The organism is Butyrivibrio sp. NC3005, from assembly GCF_000424545.1.
Classification (GTDB): domain Bacteria; phylum Bacillota; class Clostridia; order Lachnospirales; family Lachnospiraceae; genus Butyrivibrio.
This window is the reverse complement of the sequence record NZ_AUKC01000040.1, coordinates 18,012-36,337: the sequence shown is the minus strand read 5'-3', so window position 1 is coordinate 36,337 and position 18,326 is coordinate 18,012. Positions and strand designations below refer to the sequence as shown.

The 18,326-nt window shown below is 34.1% G+C and carries 13 protein-coding genes, 1 tRNA gene and 4 pseudogenes; 6 read left to right on the top strand and 12 right to left on the bottom strand.

Features of this window, described 5'->3' with window-relative positions:
- Positions 1–238, top strand: a pseudogene (locus G634_RS0111160) (IS3 family transposase); the annotation flags it as partial.
- A 181-nt stretch (positions 239–419) separates the two neighbouring features.
- On the opposite strand, the gene G634_RS0111155 reads toward G634_RS0111160, so the two are convergent.
- The 3 genes and pseudogenes from G634_RS0111155 to G634_RS20845 form a co-directional block, all read right to left on the bottom strand.
- The gene (locus G634_RS0111155; RefSeq protein WP_026505365.1) at positions 420–1,397 is read right to left on the bottom strand and encodes a YARHG domain-containing protein; all 978 of its coding nucleotides are present in this window, start codon (positions 1,395–1,397) and stop codon (positions 420–422) included.
- Between the two features lie 47 nt (positions 1,398–1,444).
- Positions 1,445–1,675 carry a YARHG domain-containing protein gene (locus tag G634_RS22140; protein ID WP_442855640.1) on the bottom strand — a complete coding sequence of 77 codons (231 nt, stop codon included), beginning with the start codon at positions 1,673–1,675 and terminating at the stop codon, positions 1,445–1,447.
- A gap of 174 nt (positions 1,676–1,849) precedes the next feature.
- Positions 1,850–2,045 (bottom strand): annotated as a pseudogene (locus G634_RS20845) (integrase core domain-containing protein); the annotation flags it as partial.
- Positions 2,046–2,387: 342 nt separating this feature from the next.
- On the opposite strand from G634_RS20845, the gene G634_RS0111145 reads away from it, so the two are divergent.
- The 4 genes from G634_RS0111145 (at position 2,388) to G634_RS18905 (ending at position 7,910) form a co-directional block, all read left to right on the top strand.
- Positions 2,388–2,828, top strand: a complete 441-nt coding sequence (locus G634_RS0111145; RefSeq protein ID WP_026505364.1) for a hypothetical protein — start codon at positions 2,388–2,390, stop codon at positions 2,826–2,828.
- A 277-nt stretch (positions 2,829–3,105) separates the two neighbouring features.
- Positions 3,106–6,258, top strand: coding sequence for an EAL domain-containing protein (locus G634_RS20380; RefSeq protein ID WP_026505363.1), 3,153 nt, complete (start codon positions 3,106–3,108; stop codon positions 6,256–6,258).
- A gap of 166 nt (positions 6,259–6,424) precedes the next feature.
- Positions 6,425–6,499: transfer RNA gene (locus G634_RS0111135), tRNA-Pro, on the top strand.
- 184 nt (positions 6,500–6,683) lie between these two features.
- Positions 6,684–7,910: an AI-2E family transporter gene (locus G634_RS18905; RefSeq protein WP_155830570.1), complete on the top strand. Its 1,227-nt coding sequence runs from the start codon at positions 6,684–6,686 to the stop codon at positions 7,908–7,910.
- A 186-nt stretch (positions 7,911–8,096) separates the two neighbouring features.
- Here the strand turns inward: G634_RS18905 and nagA are convergent, their stop codons facing one another.
- The 4 genes from nagA to G634_RS0111110 all read right to left on the bottom strand — a co-directional run bounded on the left by nagA (position 8,097) and on the right by G634_RS0111110 (position 12,146).
- Positions 8,097–9,275, bottom strand: coding sequence for an N-acetylglucosamine-6-phosphate deacetylase (gene nagA, locus G634_RS0111125; protein ID WP_026505362.1), 1,179 nt, complete (start codon positions 9,273–9,275; stop codon positions 8,097–8,099).
- A gap of 92 nt (positions 9,276–9,367) precedes the next feature.
- Entirely contained in the window at positions 9,368–10,099 is a 732-nt protein-coding gene (gene nagB, locus G634_RS0111120) for a glucosamine-6-phosphate deaminase (RefSeq protein ID WP_026505361.1), read from the bottom strand.
- A gap of 3 nt (positions 10,100–10,102) precedes the next feature.
- Positions 10,103–11,044 carry an ROK family protein gene (locus G634_RS0111115; protein WP_026505360.1) on the bottom strand — a complete coding sequence of 314 codons (942 nt, stop codon included), beginning with the start codon at positions 11,042–11,044 and terminating at the stop codon, positions 10,103–10,105.
- Position 11,045: 1 nt separating this feature from the next.
- Entirely contained in the window at positions 11,046–12,146 is a 1,101-nt protein-coding gene (locus tag G634_RS0111110; RefSeq protein WP_026505359.1) for a phosphotransferase enzyme family protein, read from the bottom strand.
- On the opposite strand from G634_RS0111110, the pseudogene G634_RS22135 reads away from it, so the two are divergent.
- Positions 12,091–12,234, top strand: a pseudogene (locus G634_RS22135) (hypothetical protein); the annotation flags it as partial. The gene G634_RS0111110 and the pseudogene G634_RS22135 sit on opposite strands and share 56 nt — an antisense overlap.
- Here the strand turns inward: G634_RS22135 and G634_RS0111105 are convergent.
- The 5 genes and pseudogenes from G634_RS0111105 to G634_RS0111085 form a co-directional block, all read right to left on the bottom strand.
- Positions 12,188–13,486: pseudogene (locus tag G634_RS0111105) on the bottom strand (ABC transporter substrate-binding protein); the annotation flags it as partial. The pseudogenes G634_RS22135 and G634_RS0111105 sit on opposite strands and share 47 nt — an antisense overlap.
- A 224-nt stretch (positions 13,487–13,710) precedes the next feature.
- Positions 13,711–14,619, bottom strand: a complete 909-nt coding sequence (locus G634_RS0111100; protein WP_035799751.1) for a carbohydrate ABC transporter permease — start codon at positions 14,617–14,619, stop codon at positions 13,711–13,713.
- Positions 14,619–15,527, bottom strand: a complete 909-nt coding sequence (locus G634_RS0111095; protein WP_242826808.1) for an ABC transporter permease — start codon at positions 15,525–15,527, stop codon at positions 14,619–14,621. Before G634_RS0111095 ends, G634_RS0111100 begins: the two co-directional genes overlap by 1 nt.
- Positions 15,524–16,900, bottom strand: coding sequence for a hypothetical protein (locus G634_RS0111090; RefSeq protein ID WP_026505355.1), 1,377 nt, complete (start codon positions 16,898–16,900; stop codon positions 15,524–15,526). Before G634_RS0111090 ends, G634_RS0111095 begins: the two co-directional genes overlap by 4 nt.
- Positions 16,901–16,913: 13 nt before the next feature.
- On the bottom strand, positions 16,914–18,149 hold the full coding sequence (locus tag G634_RS0111085) for a Gfo/Idh/MocA family protein (protein WP_026505354.1): 1,236 nt from the start codon (positions 18,147–18,149) through the stop codon (positions 16,914–16,916).
- Positions 18,150–18,326: the final 177 nt, after the last annotated feature.

The window sequence follows — 18,326 nt, the reverse complement described above, 5'->3', positions numbered from 1 at the left end:
TGGTGGCAGATGTCATGATAATGCCAGGTGCGAAAGTATGTGGGCAAGGATGAAAGATGAACTGTTCTACTCCAGAAATATTAAATCTACTCAGTTTACTGTTGAAGAACTAAAGGTAATAAGCTGGAGATACTTTATCAGCTATTGGAATAACAGGAGGATATGTACCTCCAATAATGGTCTTCCTCCTATGGTCAAGAGAAAGCGATACTATGATTCAATGGCAATGGCTGCATAATAAAACAGGTAACTGGATGTACGAGTAATAAGTGTAAAGTAATATTGACAATATCAAAAAGAGTTGCCGGATGTAAAATCATTCTCTCCACGAAATCTCTTATATATGCATCAGTTTTACAGGCTGTTCCCAATTACGCAACAGCTTGTTTCGCAAAATGATATTGATAATGAAATATTTCTCATTTTTTCACAGCCCCTTTTTTATATGTATCTAATTTGGAAAGAAGTTCTAGATTGTATTTTTCGTATTCATTAAATTCGTTATCATTAAAGTCTGCTGCTTGGATTTCGGGAATATACCATAGTTGAGAGAGATAAAAATTGTTTAAATCGGAATCAGTAAAAATATAACCATGTCTGGCATAGATTTCGTTTTTTGCTAAATGAATGATTACAGGAGGAAGGTTTTCGAAATCTGATGCGTGATAATATTGAGTATCTGTATTAAAAAGTGGATAGCAATCGACAGAGATATCAGTGCATTCACGATCTTCTTCCATATATTTTAGGAAAACAGAATAGTATGAGGTGGCATTCTTGTTTGATTTTCGTTTATCAAGTTCAGCCATTATCTGTTCAGTAGTCCAGTTCTCATTATATTTTTTTAAGCTAGTATTGCTGGTGGTATTTTGTGAATCATTTTCTTGAACTTTAATTAAATCATAATGTCCATCAATTCCGTAACCAATTACGTTTTGATCCGACATAACAAAATCTTTTACATCAATAGTAATAGTATTATTCTCTAAGTGAATTAAAAGCGTTCCGCTATTACCCCAACCATCATCAGTGAATTTATATGTGCAAGTTCCATTTTCGATAGTGCCAGTTATATTTTCAATTTCAGCAAATCTATCATATGAGCTTGTTTGTGTAAAAAGATAAGCATTAGTTATTTTGTTTGCTTGAATTTCTATAGTAAATTCAGCGCCATTATCTTTTATTCGTGAACCATCTGTGGACCATAATCCTATATAATCAGAGTAATCTGTTGTTTCTGTACTCTCAATATGTTCATTGTTATTTGTATTAGTAATAGAATCTTGAGAGTTTTCGGAGGTTGTATTTGGCATGGTGTCAGTTGTTGATTGTGGTTTTGAACATCCACTAATTAATAGTAAAGATGTGATAGTAAGTATTAATAGTTGTTTTTTCATTTCAAGTCCTCTCTTGTTAGTAATGTATTCTTTATTTTTTATAAGTATTACTTACATAATTCATTAAATAATTCTAGATTTTGTCGTTCAGTTTCAGAAAAGCAGCTATCATCGAAATCTTCAGGGAATGTTGTAGGTACGTACCAAATTTGTCCTAAAAAGTAGTTTTCAATGTTTTCATCTTTAAAAATATAACCATGTCTTGCATAGATTTCATTTTTTCCAAGATTGAGAATCAGTTTAGGTTCGTTTTCTAAATCAGATTTTGTATATTTAATTGTGTATGAATATTTAGCAGTATCATTCTCTATATAAGTATCAAAATCTATTTCTGATTCATGGTCATGTGGTGCATGGAATATGTTTCCAGTAAGGTGATTCTTATTATCTATTGAAACAGTGTTGTGGTCAAGTGTTTTTGTAACGATCTGGTCTAAGTAATTGCTACAGGATTATGACATCCCGTAGCGTGCCTCAAAAGGTGTTTTGTAATTATTATAAGAATGCGGTCTTGAATGATTAATATTCAACATACGCAAATTCTTCGACAGCCTCATAGAGTTCTTTCTCTGAGCGGTAATAATGGTGGTTTATGAGATTATTTTTTAGAGTATTAAAATATCTCTCCATAGGAGCATTATCATATGGAAGATTCGAGCAGTTTCAGGAATTCAGGTTTATCGGATTCAAAAAGTTTTTGAGTTTCTGTAAAAACATCGGCCAAAGTCAACTGATGATATGGTATCATATAGGTGACAACTCCTTTCTTTGGGGCATGGTTGATTGTTTTTCGACAACTCAATTTTGCCATGAACCAGTGAGGAGTTGTTTAATTTTGTAGCAAAAAGAATGCCGTAATTACGCGGCTTCTGGCATTTCGCAAACGCCTAGTAAAGAAAAAGAGGGCAAGGAGTGGCAGGCAGACTATCTCCCTGGAGCATTTAAGGAAGCTGAGGAGCTGATCCAAAAGGCCAGGGAGAGGAAAGGGTTTTGAAAAAGAATATGAAGAAAGTATTGTTGACAACGTTAATAATTTTAACCGTAGGAACTGTGGGATGCGGATCAAAGACAGAAGAGAGTACTGATGATCTGGCTCTTGCAATCCCTGGAACCTGGCAGACAGCTTCCGTAGGATATATGGATGGAGAAGACATGCAGCCTGAGTATTATGTGCAGTTTACAGAAGCAGAGGTAAACTATGGTCACATGAAAGATGGTGCTTTCGCATTAGATCATTCTGATAAAATCAGTGAAATTGAAAAAAATGCTGATGACGAATATAAAATAAAGGCGGAGTCTGCCGGTGGAATACAGTATACATATCAGACTGCTGAAGGTGATGCAGATATACTTGAATATTATGAGACCTGGGATGAAGAGGATTTCTCAGAAATGTATAGAGGCGGAGCGTCATTAAGTAGGATTAAGTAATTAATAGGTGGCGAGGTGGATGTAAAAGCATAAACCATCTCATTATTTTAATAAGAAAAGGAAGTCTGGAAGGTATGTTCCTTTCAGACTTCTTCTTTTTTGCCAATCTACCGCGACAATGCTCATTTTGCGTTACTGTCTTATGAACATTGCCGTAATGTTCCGATTTTTTTATATAGGCATAAGACATAATATCGATAAAAAATAAATCATTTTATGATACAATATAGTAAAGTAGGTCCATATTTTATCATTGTTGCGCAGGAGGGTTAATTTCTTGGAAAAGTATAGATATAGTGATGAAGAATTAGCTTTCATAGAAAGAAGTCCAATACCTTTTGCAGTATATCAATTTATTAATAGAAGAGTAGTAACTGTAGCTTTGTCCAGAGGTTTTTATGAACTATTAAATTTTGATAATATGGCAAAAGAAGAAGTATATAATCTTATGGACAGTAATATGTATCGTGATACACACCCAGATGATCTTTCGGATATAGGAGATGCTGCCTATAAATTTGCAACTGAGGGTGGATTTTACGATGCTGTTTACAGAAGTAAAAAAGGTGATGGCTACAGAATTATCCATGCGTATGGAAGACACATCGAAAAAGAAAATGGAGTACGTCTTGCTATTGTATGGTATACAGACCAAGGTCCATACATAGACGATGGAAAAAAAGGAAGAGACTCTCTTTTAAACTTACTTAATAATAAGCTTATAGAAAGAAGTTATTATACCAAAACCGGTCATGATTATTTGACGGGTTTGCCTTCTATGACCTATTTTTTTGAACTAGCCAAAGAAGGTTGCGAAGAAATGCGTAAAAATGGTTTAAAACCAGCAATTCTTTTCATGAATTTTCAAGGAATGAAAGTTTATAACCAAAAATACGGGCTTGAAGAAGGAGATAGATATTTAAAATCTTTTGCTGAAAAGATAATAGAACTATTTAGTCATGAGAATTGCAGCAGATTTAGCGCAGACCATTTCTGCGTTTTTATAGATAATGAAATTGCAAAAAAGCAAATTCCGAAACTGATTGAGTTTAGCAACAAAGTCGAAGGTGAAAAAAGGCTTCCACTAAATATCGGAATGTATATCTATGATGATGAGAGTATAAGTATAAGTGGTGCTTGTGATAGAGCTAAGATTGCGTGTGATGTTGGTAAAAAAGATTTTGCCAGTAAAGTATATCTTTTTGAATCAAGCATGATGACTGCAATCGAAGAAAAGCAATATGTGGTAGAAAATATAGATAAGGCTATAAATAATAACTGGATAAAAGCATATTATCAGCCAATTATTAGAACTGCAAATCAAAAAGTGTGCCATGAAGAAGCCCTTTCAAGGTGGGAAGATCCTGAAAAAGGCTTCATTAGTCCTGCTACCTTTATTCCAGCTCTTGAAGAAACCAATACTATTTACAAACTTGATTTATATGTAGTGGAGTGCGTGCTTAAGAAAATGAAAGAACAGTCGGACAGCGGACTATACGTAGTTCCTATTTCAGTTAATCTATCAAGATCCGATTTCTATACTTGTGATATTGTCGAAGACATACGAAAAAGGGTAGATCAATCTGGAATTTCAAGGGATAGGCTAGTAATTGAGATTACGGAAAGCGCTGTAGCAGATGATGTAGATTATATATTACAGGAAATTAAAAGATTCAAAGATTTAGGCTTTTCTGTGTGGATGGATGACTATGGAAGTGGTTATTCTTCACCTATTCTTCTTCAAAAAATACCTTTTGACCTTATAAAAATCGACATGCTTTTTGTGCAACAAATAGATACGAGCGAAAAATCAAAGATAATACTTACAGAACTAGTCAGAATGGCGATGTCACTTGGTATGGATACCGTTGCAGAAGGAGTTGAAACTAAAGAACAGGCAGATTTCCTAAAAGATATAGGATGCACTATGCTGCAAGGGTATTATTTTTGTAAACCAATTTCTCTTACAGAGATAATAGAAAGAAGTAAAAAAGGAATCCAGATTGGATTCGAGAATCCAAAAGAATCAGATTATTATGCTCAGCTTGGAAAAGTAAATTTATATAATCTTTCTCTTTCAAGCACAGATACAAAACAATCTACAGATTATTTTGATACCTGGCCGATGGTTATGATTGAATGTGACAAATCAAAACTATCAGTAGTAAAGGCTAATATAACCTTTAAAAAATATATAAAAGATAATTTCCCAAGTGTTGTAGGAATAAAAGAATTTAACACAGAAAACATTATAGATAGACCAGGTAGTCGTTCTTTGAAGGCGGTTTTACAATGCGCTAAGGATGGAAAAAGAGTTATAGTAGATGACAGGACAGCAGATGGAAAAATTATCCAGATTATTGCATGGCGGATAGCGGTAAATTCTGTTACAGGCGTTTCTGCTATTATGATAGCCATTTTATCTTCAGCCGAGGCAAGAAACTCTTTTGGTGATGATAGAAAGGCTTTAAAAAAGATGTCTGGAGAATACGCAAAGTTACAGAAAGAAAATGTCAGACTTAAAGAGGAAGCTGATGCCAGCAGAAAAATAGCAGAATTAAAGAAATCAGTTTCAGCTCTCTTGACAAATATGCCTGCAATGACATTTTCTAAAGACGTTATTACAAGAAAATATCTTGCTTGTAATCAGGCCTTTGCGGATTACGCGCACAAAGAAACACCTGAAGATGTTGCTGGACTTACTGATTTTGAAATTTTCGATGAGGCAACAGCTCTTCATTTTATAGAAGATGACAAAAAGGCTCTTTCCATGGATAAACCATATATCTTTTATGAAGATGTGCCGGATGCTAAGGGAAATAAACGCCAATTTCAGACTACTAAACTAAAGTTTGTGGATGATACAGGCAGAGAATGTCTGCTTGGTCTTTGTCAGGATGTAACAGATGCTATGAGCATCAAAAGAGAATATGTGGAAAAACTTGCACAGGTTCAAAACCTTGCACATATAGATGCACTGACAGGTATCAAAAACAAAAATGCGTATCAGGAACGAGAACAACTCATGAATCGAAGAATTATTGAGCGACGCCAGCCGGAATTTGCCATTGTTGTTCTGGATGTAAACGATTTAAAGAAAATAAATGATACCCTAGGTCATAAAGCAGGAGATGAATGTATTTGTTCCGCATGTAAGATAATATGTAGTACATTTAAAAGAAGCCCTGTTTATAGAGTAGGCGGAGATGAATTTGTGGTTATATCACAAGATGAAGATTATTCAAGAAGTGATGAGTTAGTAGAACTTATTTCAAAACACAATGAGGATGCAATATGTAACGGCGGAATAGTAATTGCCTGTGGTATGGCTAAATTCAGCAATGAAGAAAACGTTGTCTCGGTATTTACAAAAGCAGATCAAAACATGTATGAAAACAAAAAGCTATTAAAAAGTAAAAAGAAGAGATAGTTATTTGCTATTTTAAAGAAACAACCTTTGAAAGTGCATCGGAATGGTAGTACGAAAATATTTTTGGATTTTTTTCAAAAAAGTGTTGACAAAATAAACACTATACTATAAAATCTATAAATGTCCGCGCGAGATATAATCAATACAACAAGCGCTGATGTTTAATCGGGGTGTGGCTCAGTTTGGCTAGAGCGCCTGCTTTGGGAGCAGGAAGTCGCAGGTTCGAGTCCTGTCACCCCGATTTTTATTATATTAAGGTGATTAGTTGTAAGATACAGTTTATTCTGTTTATACGGCTGATCACCTTTTTTGTTTTTCCTTGCTAGCAGCGTATTATAGCTGTAATATTGAAATGGAGGATAGTTTTTTGTTAAAAACAATTCTTGTTCCTTACACCTATAATTTATGCTGCAAAAGGAGAATGTATGAAAATTTTTCTGAAGAAGAAATATGCAAGAATATCAGCTATTTCTATTGTAACAGTTGCTTTATGTTATGCTGTAATGCTTATTTTAGATCAAAGTGGTGCTATTTTTAATGGTTTTGGAAATGCGTTTATTTGGGTAATAAATGTTATAGCCCCGCTTCTTTTTGGTTTGGTTCTTACTTATTTACTATTTCCGGTTGTGAATTTCTTTGACAAGATTTTTCTACGTATTCCATTTTTAAAAAAGAAAAGCGGATTATGTCGAAGCCTTGCCATTTTCAATGCATTCTTCATTATAATCCTGAGTATTTTTATATTATTATCAATGGTTATATCAGCGTTTACTTCCAATATTCACTTTGTTAAACCTGATGAACTTGAGGGAATCATTCATGATATAGGTGTTCAGGCTATTAATTTTTATGAAGGAGTTAGAGCATTACTTCATAATTATAACTTTGAAATTCCCTCTTTTAATGAATTATTTACTAGTTTATCTAGCTATTTGAGTAGTTTTGGCAGTAGTAAGGGAACTAATCTTGTTGGAGGATTAGGAACTGGAATTCTAGGTGCTTTTACAGTAATAAAAAATACAGTTATCAATTTCTTTTTTGCAATTATATTCTGCATATATTTTCTAGGAGATACCAAGAAGCTTTCAGATTATTGGAAAAAGGCGTTTCATGCGATATTTGGCGATAAAATCTATAAAGTATTAAGTATAGCCTGCTGTGATCTTGATAAGTGCTTTTCAGGATACATAAGAGGTCAGTTTGCAGATGCATTATTTATGGCAGCAGTGGTTAGCATTGGCCTTGGACTATTGGGAGTTCCATATGCAGCTTTGATTGGTGTAGCAACAGGAATCGGAAATCTTATTCCATATGTAGGCCCTATCGTTGCTTATGGAATGACTATATTAAGTTGTCTTATAAAAGGCGAATTCAGATTGATGGTTATCGGTATAGTGATTATATTTATTCTACAGACCATCGATGGAAATATCATTAATCCCAAACTTCTTAGTAACAGTGTAGATGTTCATCCAGCGCTTGTAATAGTGGCTTTATTATTTGGAGGTGCAATAGGTGGATTATTGGGAATGCTTTTATCTGTACCAATTGCAGCATTCCTTAGAATCCAATTTGAAAGATTTATTAATTACCGTGAAAAAACAATTCCGCCGGAGACACAATTAGAGAAATCTAAGAGTATATCAAAATAAATGCACAATTACGAAAAGCTGTTTATATGCAAAAATGTGTAAACAGCTTTTTGTAATGATAGCAGAGAAGAACTGCTAGATAATGTTTAAAACAGTAGTATTAATTACCCCTCCCAAACTATTCGCAAAACGCTGATTTTTCGAATAGTTTGCGAGGGGGTGAATTCGACATTAGTTGAACTGAATTTAATCTACTATTTTGCCATTTAAAATTACTTTCTTTATAGATAAATCCGAAATAGATAAAAGGACACAGTCTGCTAGTTTTCCTTTTTCTATGCTACCTATTATACTATCAAGTCCTATTGATTTTGCTGGGTTATAGGAAGCGCATCGTACAGAATCTTCAAGTGAAATTCCCATGGAAACTGCTTTTTTCATACAATCCATAAGATTTGTGGCTGATCCTGCTATTACGCCATCTTTCAAGGTGGCAAGCTTTCCTTTTACGAATACTTTCTGACCTCCAAGTTCATATTCTCCATCATTCATTCCTGTAGCCATCATACTATCACTTACAAGGATTATTCTTTCCTTGCCGAACATTGAAAATGTCATTCTGATGACTGTATCTTGAATATGAATACCGTCGCAGATTATTTCTGTCATTACATGTGGATTATCAAATGCTGCCCCTATAACGCCGCTTTCTCTATGAAGTAAGCAAGGCATGGCGTTATACATGTGTGTAACATGGTCAGCTCCAAGTTTAAATGCTTTTGAAGCAGTTTGATAATCTGAGGTTGTATGTCCTACTGATATGTGAATTTTATCAGAAAGACTTTTTATAAACTCTATTGATCCTTGAAGTTCAGGCGCAATAGTTATAAGTTTTACAAGACTACATGATTCTTCATATAGTCTTTCTACTGCTTTGATATCAGGATTTGTTATATATTCTGGATTTTGTGCACCCTTCTTTTCCTTTGAAATGAAAGGACCTTCCAAGTGTATGCCGCATAATCTAGATAAATTTTTATCATTATTTTTGGAATATTCATATGCATTTTTGCATATTTTTTCAAGCTTATCCACGGGCAAAGTCATTGTTGCCGGACAGATTGAAGTTATACCATTTTCAACTTCATATTTTCCGATTTTCTTCAAAGATTCCTGCTCTCCATCAGAAAAATCGTATCCAATGCACCCGTGAAAATGTACGTCTACAAGGCCTGGAATAAGATAGCATCCTTCTCCATCTATAACATCACTACTATTTGATGGTTTGTTTTCGAGATTATCTTGAGGTAAAGCAGTTTCTTTCATATAGTTTATTTTACTGGTGAACACATTATCTTTTATGAAAACATCTTCTTTGACAAATCCTCTATTTAATGTAAAAACAAGTGCATTTTTAATAATCATTTTTGGGACTCCTGTCTTTAGGTTGGATATCTTTTTTAAAACTTTTTTAAACTGTTCTACCCTAGCGGAATTTTAGCATTAAAGTGAATCTTTTAGATTGGTGCCTGTGAAAGCGCTGCTTCATCAGCGACCAAAGTGACATCTTTATGAATCTGAAGAATTGAAGCAGGAACTTTAGGAGTTACCGGTCCCCAGAAAGCTTCTTTAACTATCTTTGCTTTTTTAGAACCATTTACTATGATTAAAATCTTATCTGCTCGCATTATTGTTCTTATACCCATTGTAATAGCCTGGGTAGGAACATCTTTAATATCTTCGAAAAACCTTGAGTTTGCTTCTATCGTACTTCTTGAGAGTTGAACGCAGTGTGTATCTTTAATAAATTCGTCTGCCGGTTCATTAAATCCAATATGACCATTTTCTCCCAGTCCTAAAAGTTGCAAATCTATTCCGCCTAGTCTGTTTATAATGTCTTCATGATCTTTACATGCCTTTTCTATATCATTATTCATTCCATCAGGAACAAAAGTGGCATTTTCTCTGATATTAACCTGGCTAAATAGATTTTTATGCATGAAATAATAATAGCTTTGCTCGTTTTGAGGGCTAAGTCCGCGATACTCATCAAGGTTTACTGTTGATACTTTTGAAAAATCCAAATCTTCTTTTTTATACCACTCTACTAATTGTTTGTATGTACCAAGTGGAGAAGAACCTGTTGCAAGACCAAGTACACAATCAGGTTTTAATATGATTTGGGCAGAAATAATATTTGCAGCTTTTCTACTCATATCATAATAATCTCTTGTCTTAAAAATTTTCATTTATTATGCCTCTCTATCCTTCAATATATTTCTGGCAGCTCCATATATACCTGCGTCATTGCCTAGTGTTGCCAGTTTTATTGATGTGTCATGCAAATCAATAAGGACATTTTTAGTAAAAGACGGCTCTAATAAATCCAAAATAATACTGCCGGCTTTTGAAACACCACCTCCTATAACGATACATTCAGGATTTAATATATTAACAATAATTGATAATCCTTTTCCAAGGTATTCTCCCCATATTTCCAGAGCTTTTTGAGCACATACGTCACTTGAAGCTTTTTTAAAAACAGTTTCACAACTTTCCTTTTGTGCATTGTCCATTTTGATGCCATATTCATGGGTGACTTTTTGATAGATTTTCATAAGACCTGTTGCACTTGCATATTGTTCAAAACATCCAGTATTACCACAACCACATTTATCTGTTTCAAAATCATTTATGTGTATGTGTCCAATCTCTCCAGCGTATCCTTTGGTGCCGTTTACGATTTTTCCATTACATATGATTCCGCCTCCTATACCTGTTCCTAGAGTTACCATTATCATATCCTTGCAGCCTTTTCCAGCTCCCATCCAGTTTTCTCCAAGACTTGCAGCATTTGCATCATTACATATTTTAACTTTAATGCCTATTAGATTTTGAAGTATATTTTGGGCATCTATCATCTTCCAGCCTAGATTAACTGCCTCTTGAACGATTCCATTTTTATTTACAGGACCAGGTATTCCTAGTCCTGCTCCTGCTATCTCATCTTTTTTTACATTATTTTTCTTCATATCCAAGGAAAGTTCATTACTTATCTCGTTTAAAATATATGTCCCATTATCTTCAACATTTGTAGGTGTCTGCCATTTTCTGATCATCACTCCATTATTATCAAAAAATCCATATTTAATCGCTGTTCCGCCTACATCTATGCCATATGCATATTTGTTCATCTCAGCCTCTCAAATTTGATACGATATTCTTCATCTCATCAAGTTTAAATTCTATATCTTCTACTAACTTAAATTGATTTTTGGCTCGTTCCAGGTTATGAAGAGGATGCGTCACTTTAAAATACGTATCTCCTTCCAAATAATCGGTAAGAAATCTTATTCCGACTTCAAATGTCATAAGAATACATGAAAAAGGTAACAGACTAGCCTCACATTCTGTAATGGTGTCCGAAACTTCTGAGAGAAAACCTTTTGTATATGCAGTAAACATATCAATTGAAAATGAAACTTTCGACAAATCTGTTTCATCTTCAAGTGCGGTATTTGCACCAAATCTGTTACTATCACCAAAATCGTACAATAACGAACCTGGCATAACTGTATCTAAATCAATAATGCAAATTCCTTCGCCTGTTATAGGATCCATAAGAATGTTGTTAAGTTTGGTGTCATTATGCGTTACTCTTAAAGGAATATCGTTACTTCCGAGTTTTGAAATAATTTCATCGCAATAGTTTTCTCTTTTTAGGGCAAACTCTATTTCTTTTTGCGCAGACTTTGCCCTGTTTTCGGAATCTTTTTCGATAGATTTTAATAAATCTTCAAAACGTTTTTTGGTATTGTGGAAATCTTTAATTACTTCATATAATTTTGAAGCATCAAAGTCTGCCAACTGTTTTTGAAAATGACCAAATGCTTTTCCGGCATTTTCCAAAACAACTTTTGTTGAAGCACTTTGGTATGTAACAGTATCCTCTATAAATAAATACACTCTAAAGCATGAACCTTCAGAAGTTTTATAAAATGACTTTCCATCTTTTGTTTTCAAAATTGTAAGTGTATTTTTGAAAGGGTCACCGCCTTCGGCGGCAATCCTTTCTTTTAGAAAATCAGTTACAAGTACTATGTTGTGCATAAGTTTTTCTTCATTGAATATTTCTGTATTTATCCTTTGCACAATATATCTGACAGGAGGTTTATCATTTCTTTTGAAATAAACTGCATAAGTATCATTTATGTGTCCGCACCCATAACTTTCGCTATAGATGTACTCCCCGTCAATGTCAAAATGTTTTACAATTTCCGAAATATCATACCCCATGGTTACTCCTCGCCTCACTTTTTGGCTGATAAATATTCATCAAGCTGTTTCTGAACTTCTTCCAAGTATTTATCAATTCCTGCATCTTTTAGTTTCTGCAAAGCTGACGGAAAAGCTTCATCATAATCAACATATCCGCATAGAATCGGCATCATATAATTGTTAATGACTTCGCCTATTGCAGTCTGTTCATTTTTGACTTTTTCATTGTCGAAGTGGAAAGCCATAACAGCAGACTTAACAGCATCGTTATCCCAATTCTCATACTCTTTTATAAATTCATCAGATACGTCGGTTGTAAATTTTTGATAATTCTTATTTCTAAACATCCATTCGTAAAAATATCCACCAAATGCAGAATCTTTTAATTCTATTTTGCCATCCTTTAGAGTGTAGTTTTCGCCTTCAGGTCCATAAATTGCGAACATGTAGTTGTCTTCATTTTTATAAATCCAGTTAATAAACTTAATAGCACCTTCCGGATTGGATGCTGAATAAGGAACGCATAAAACTTCTCCTCCACAGGCTGTGATGTATTTTTTCTTTTCAGGAGCCAGTATATAAGATTTTAAAACAGCGTTTGGAGCATTGGTTCTGACTGCGCTTATAATTTCATTTTCTTTGCCAATTGAGCCTTCAATCCATTCATAAGTCCCCTGCTGTATTCTAGAGTCACGTTCGTTATAATTTGTAGTTAACTCGTCATGATACAAACCTTTTTTGTACATTTTTCTGTTGAATGCAGCAACTTTTTTAAAGGTATCACTTTCAAAATAGCTATAAGCTTTTTTGGTGTCTTCACCAAAGACTACGGATTCACCGGCAGAACACCAGGTAAGCTGTTCATCTTGAAAATATCTTGTTAATGGCTTGTAAATAACATCTGCAGGGCCGTTAAATTCTGGATGAAGCTTTGCAACCTTTTCGGCATAGCTTTCCAAATCATCAGGAGTCTTAATATCTTTCATTCCTGTTTCATCCATTAAATCCTGTCTTACGCATACAAGTTGATACATAGCTGATGAAGGGGCATATGCTGAAGGAATTCCGTACAAAGTTCCATCAACTCTACCTCCATCCATCTGTGATTCTGGAATTACCTTTTGTAAATCTTTGCCATATTTTTCAACAAGCTCATCGAGAGGCTGGCACTGTTTTTTATTTACCATTATTCCTATATCGCCAAGACCATCCCAATACAAATCTATATCATTTCCAGCAGACAGCATTATATCTTTCTGCTCCCAGTATTGATCCCAACCTTTATAGACAATTTCAACTTCCTCGCCGATATCCTGTTTCAGTTTTGGATTTAACTCATTTTTGACAAAATTTGCCATTTCGTCAGTTTCTTCACCAGGATATAGTATCTTTACTTTTCCTGTGCCTTTGCCAGTGGCTTTAGAGGAAGAAGCATCTTCTTTACCACATCCAGATAGCATAATTGCTGCTGTAAGTGTGCTTATTAGTGCCAGACAAATCTTTTTTCTCATACTTAAGTCTCCTTTACCTTTTAATGCTAAAACTTTTACTTTTAACATAGTCATCTAACAAATGGCTTTTGTTATTCTTTTACTGCACCTGTCATGATGCCATTTACAAAATACTTTTGTACAAATGGATAAAGAAAAATAATAGGGCCTATGGTTACTATAGTCACGGCCATCTTTACTGTTTCTGAAGGTAATGCTATATTGGCAGCCGCTCCTGCCGGAATTCTTCCTGAACTTATTGCATTAACATTAGATAAAATATTATATAAATAGTACTGAAGAGGAAAAAAATCTCTGTCGTCTACAAACATAAGCGCATTCCACCAATCATTCCAATAAGAAAGCGCAAACATCATACCAACTGTCATCATTCCGGTTTTGGTAAGTGGAACTGCAATACTCATCCAGATCTTGAAATATCCTGCGCCATCTATTCTTGCTGAGTCGTATAAAGATACAGGGACCTGCTCAAAATAGGTTCTAAGCAAAAACATATTGAAAACATTTACTATCTGAGGAACTATAAGTGCTCTAAAATTATTAGAAAATCCATACCAATTAACACATACATAGTACCAAGGGATAAGTCCTGCTGAAAAAATAATCGTTAAATTACAAAAATAAGCTATTACATTTCTGTACTTTAGTGTTTTTATAGATAATGCAAAAGAACACATGCTAGTAATTATCATTGCTGTCACACATCCTACAACAGTAACAAATATAGTAACTATGTAAGATCTTAGGATTCTGACACCGCTATGTGCAAATAAGTAGATATATGTATCAAGAGTAAATGCTCTTGGAAGGATAGAATATCCTTTCTGCAAGACTTCAGTATTATTGGAGACAGATACTGATACTACCATGATTAATGGAATAAAACAGGCTAGTGCTATAAATCCGATGAACAGATATGCCAAACACGACATTATTTTGTCGGCTTTTGATTTTTTTATTTTTATCTTTTTTCTTACCATTAGAACAATCCCTCCCCTTCGTTTATTTTTTTAGCAAAATGATTAGAGATTGTAATTAGGATAAGCCCCATAATAGACTGAAATAAACCTATAGCTGTAGTATAAGAAAAACCAAGTGTTCGCATTGCTGAGTATACATAGGTATCTATTACAGCCACTTCTTCATATAGAAGTGAATTGTTTCCGACAATACCATAAATCATGCCGAAATCTCCAAAAAAGATTCGACCAATAGACATAAGTGTCAGTATTATTACGGTTGGTTTTAAAAGAGGAAGGGTTAAATGAATAATCTGTTTAAATCTGTTAGCTCCATCTACTTGAGCTGCTTCATAAAGAGTTGCATCAAAGTTTGATAGGGCTGCCATATATATGATAGAGTTATATCCGCACCATTTCCAAACATCGGCAATTATGATAATAGGTTTCCAGTATTTGGGCTCGGCATACCATCTGACAGTTGATTCTCCCATTTCAGAAAGCCACTGATTGATTATTCCTGTGCTGGTTGAAAAAAATGCATATATTATTGCACCGACTACTACCCATGACAGGAAGTATGGAAAGAACATAACGCTCTGAGTTATTTTTTTAAAAACTTTGTTATGAATGTCATTAAAGCATATCGCAATTGTTATAGGCAGAATTGTTCCAATGATAAGTCCCCAAAAATTTATTATAAGAGTATTGGCTATAACCTTTAGTCCCATTCCGGTTCCGCCTGTAAAAAAATACTTTATATTTTGAAGTCCAACAAATTTGCTGCCAAATATTCCATCTACAACGTTATAATCTGTAAATGCCATCCATAATCCGCCATATGGAATATAGCAAAACATAATAAGATATATGATTATGGGAAGGCACATTAAATATAGCTGCCAATGCTTTTTAAATTCTTTCTTCATAAGCATTTCCTCCACCCATTTTTCTCAAAAAGCCTTTGCTGCTCTTCTAAATCACTATTTTTGATGTAAATCATATTATCGTAGCTTTTTTCAAGTTCTTCAGGAAAATAAACCATCCCAGTTTCGCATAATTTTCCGCCTTTTTCCAAAAAATCTGCTACATTTCTTTGCAACGAGGTATCTTTTTTGGCATTTTCCAGACATATATCAATTCCCCCATAAAGTTCAATATATGCCATTTCACCATTCCATCCTCCGCTGTAGTTAAAAAACTGTCGTTGAACTTCTACAATACGATTTTCTTTTTTTAGAAATAGTGACAATCGTCCATCGTAAAGCCAACTTGCGGACCAAAAACCCTTAAATGGGATTTCAGGATAGTATTTTCTAAAGAAATTTAATGCAAGTTTCATTGAGATTCTCACATGCTCTTTTGTATATCCCTCACCTTCTGGAATATGAAATCCAATCATCCAATCATTTTTTCTTAATATTTTCTTCCAGTTTTTCTTGTCTAATGTAATGATGTCTTTAGTAATAAATCCGCATGGAGAAAGTCTGTTTCCTTTGACTTGTGTTGTGTCTTCATCATAGAATGATATAAACGCTTTTTTTCTATCTTTTCCGAATCTGCCATAGAAATGACCATTCTTTTTTTCTTTGGGTAAAGTTTCAATCATATTTTCTTTCCCATTAGTTTCCTCTGATAAATCTTCATCTTCTTCATTTATGAGTTGTCCCATATCATCAACTTCTAAATTGCCTTTAACAATTGCTGTAACTTCGTCATTACATCTATAAAACTCATAAACATCATCGTATCTGCATGGTACGAATAAAAATCTATCAAAAAGATAAATAGAATGTGTATAGAAATTCATACTCCAAGGTAAATCAAATATGGTTAACTCTCCTGTTTCTTTATACGATTTCATTTGTAAAGAAAGCATTCTATGAGGTATTTCTTTATATAAATCCTTAGGAATATTTCTTCTTATCAAGTCCTTTTCTGAATAAATCATGCAGGAAAGGCAAATAATAAAATTTAAAGCTTTTCCAAAATCTCCAAGGTTTTTTACATTGAAATCAGTATTGGAATCTATAGAATATTCATATCTTTGTTCACACAAGACCCAACATAGGAATTTTACGTAATATTCACACAGATTATTTTGGGTAACACTTTGCAAATAGCTTTGTAGTGTATTGAGTTTTTTTGTTTCAAGATTGTATCTTGAAAGAATATCAGCCATTTGATCTTGTGTGACTATAAGTCCTTCATAATTCCATTTTGTGTATGCTTTTTCAAAAGACTCAGGAATTGATATTACATTAAGACTTTTAATTAGTGCGCTATAACTGATTTCATCCATATATGTACCCCAGTCATCTTAATTCTTTTAGTTCTACAGTTCGGTGCTCTATGCGGGATTTCTCTGCTGCCAGCGCCATTAAATGACTCTCTATTGAAGTTTCAATAGCAGAAAGGTTTTCGTCATCTTCACCTTCTAACATATCTAAAAAGTGTTCCATTAATCCTGAATCTCCTCCTCCATGAAAACCTTCCATAATTTCCGGAGTTATACGCTTTATATAAGGTGCTTGCATACCATTTGACGTAAACCTGATAATTTCTATTTCATTTTTTTCATCATCACCACGAATTTCTCCATCCTCACACATTATTTTAATAGTACGACACATTCTATTAGTAAATCCGCTTAGATTAAATGATGCATGAATACCATTTTCAAATTCAAAAATTGCAACCTGATGGTCACATACATTATTGTCACAATGGAATACGCATCTTCCATATGGACCTGTCTTTATTGCTTTCATAAGCCCTTTTGGGGACTGATCTGTACTTATAACAGTAGCTGGCCAGTTACCTGCAATTGGAAGATACGCTTTTCTTGCGTCAAATCTACAGTTTTTTACTTTGCAATCTACACATCTATATGCGCTGTTTTCGGGTGCGTTTTCTTCTTTGAAATAAGATAGATTTCCAAATGATGAGACACTTTTTGCACTACATTGTGCAATCCATGTTAATAAGTCCATATCGTGACAAGATTTTTGCATTATCAAAGAACTTGAAATATCACTGTTTCGCCAATTTCCTCGGACAAATGAATGGGCAATATGAAAGTTTCCAATATTCTCGTTATGTTGAATGTCGATTATACGTCCTAATTCGTTTGATTCAACAATCCTTTTTATTGTTGACCAAAAACCAGTATACCTAAGGACGTGACATACCATTATTTTACATTTATTCTTCAATGCAAGGTTTTTGATATCAAGACATTCATGCAGAATGGGCGAAATAGGTTTTTCCAATAAAATATCATAACCAAGCTCTAAAGCTCCCATAGTATGTTCATAATGCTGTCTATCCATTGTGGCTATAATCACAGCATCACATACTTTTCCAAGCTTATAGAATTCCTTGGGATCACTAAAGATTTGTTTTTCGCTCAGCCCATATTTCTCGACCGCACTGCGACGTCTTTCTAAATCCGGCTCAACTAAATAGGCTATTTGTGCTCTTTTATGATCAAAAGCATAATCAGCATAAATCCTGCCTCTTTGTCCCGCCCCTATAAGTGCAAGTTTCATACCTTTACCCTTCTTTCGTAGTTGTGTTAACTTATTGTTACCCTTCTTGTTAACTAAAGTATATCATATGTTTACCTGTGTGTAAACCTCTATTTTACTTTTGGGCAAATTATATTTGAATGGTTTTTTCTGATGTGATGTCTTGAAGTTTTAATAAATAGCATGGATAAAAAGCTA

What these genes read in the sequence shown, in the direction of transcription:
- nagA (WP_026505362.1), bottom strand. Translation starts at nt 9,275, where the DNA reads ATGATTATTAAAAATGCACTTGTTTTTACATTAAATAGAGGATTTGTC.
- G634_RS0111115 (WP_026505360.1), bottom strand. Translation starts at nt 11,044, where the DNA reads ATGAACAAATATGCATATGGCATAGATGTAGGCGGAACAGCGATTAAA.
- G634_RS0111100 (WP_035799751.1), bottom strand. Translation starts at nt 14,619, where the DNA reads ATGGTAAGAAAAAAGATAAAAATAAAAAAATCAAAAGCCGACAAAATA.
- G634_RS0111110 (WP_026505359.1), bottom strand. Translation starts at nt 12,146, where the DNA reads ATGGGGTATGATATTTCGGAAATTGTAAAACATTTTGACATTGACGGG.
- G634_RS0111155 (WP_026505365.1), bottom strand. Translation starts at nt 1,397, where the DNA reads ATGAAAAAACAACTATTAATACTTACTATCACATCTTTACTATTAATT.
- nagB (WP_026505361.1), bottom strand. Translation starts at nt 10,099, where the DNA reads ATGAAAATTTTTAAGACAAGAGATTATTATGATATGAGTAGAAAAGCT.
- G634_RS0111095 (WP_242826808.1), bottom strand. Translation starts at nt 15,527, where the DNA reads ATGAAGAAAGAATTTAAAAAGCATTGGCAGCTATATTTAATGTGCCTT.
- G634_RS18905 (WP_155830570.1), top strand. Translation starts at nt 6,684, where the DNA reads ATGAAAATTTTTCTGAAGAAGAAATATGCAAGAATATCAGCTATTTCT.
- G634_RS0111090 (WP_026505355.1), bottom strand. Translation starts at nt 16,900, where the DNA reads ATGGATGAAATCAGTTATAGCGCACTAATTAAAAGTCTTAATGTAATA.
- G634_RS0111085 (WP_026505354.1), bottom strand. Translation starts at nt 18,149, where the DNA reads ATGAAACTTGCACTTATAGGGGCGGGACAAAGAGGCAGGATTTATGCT.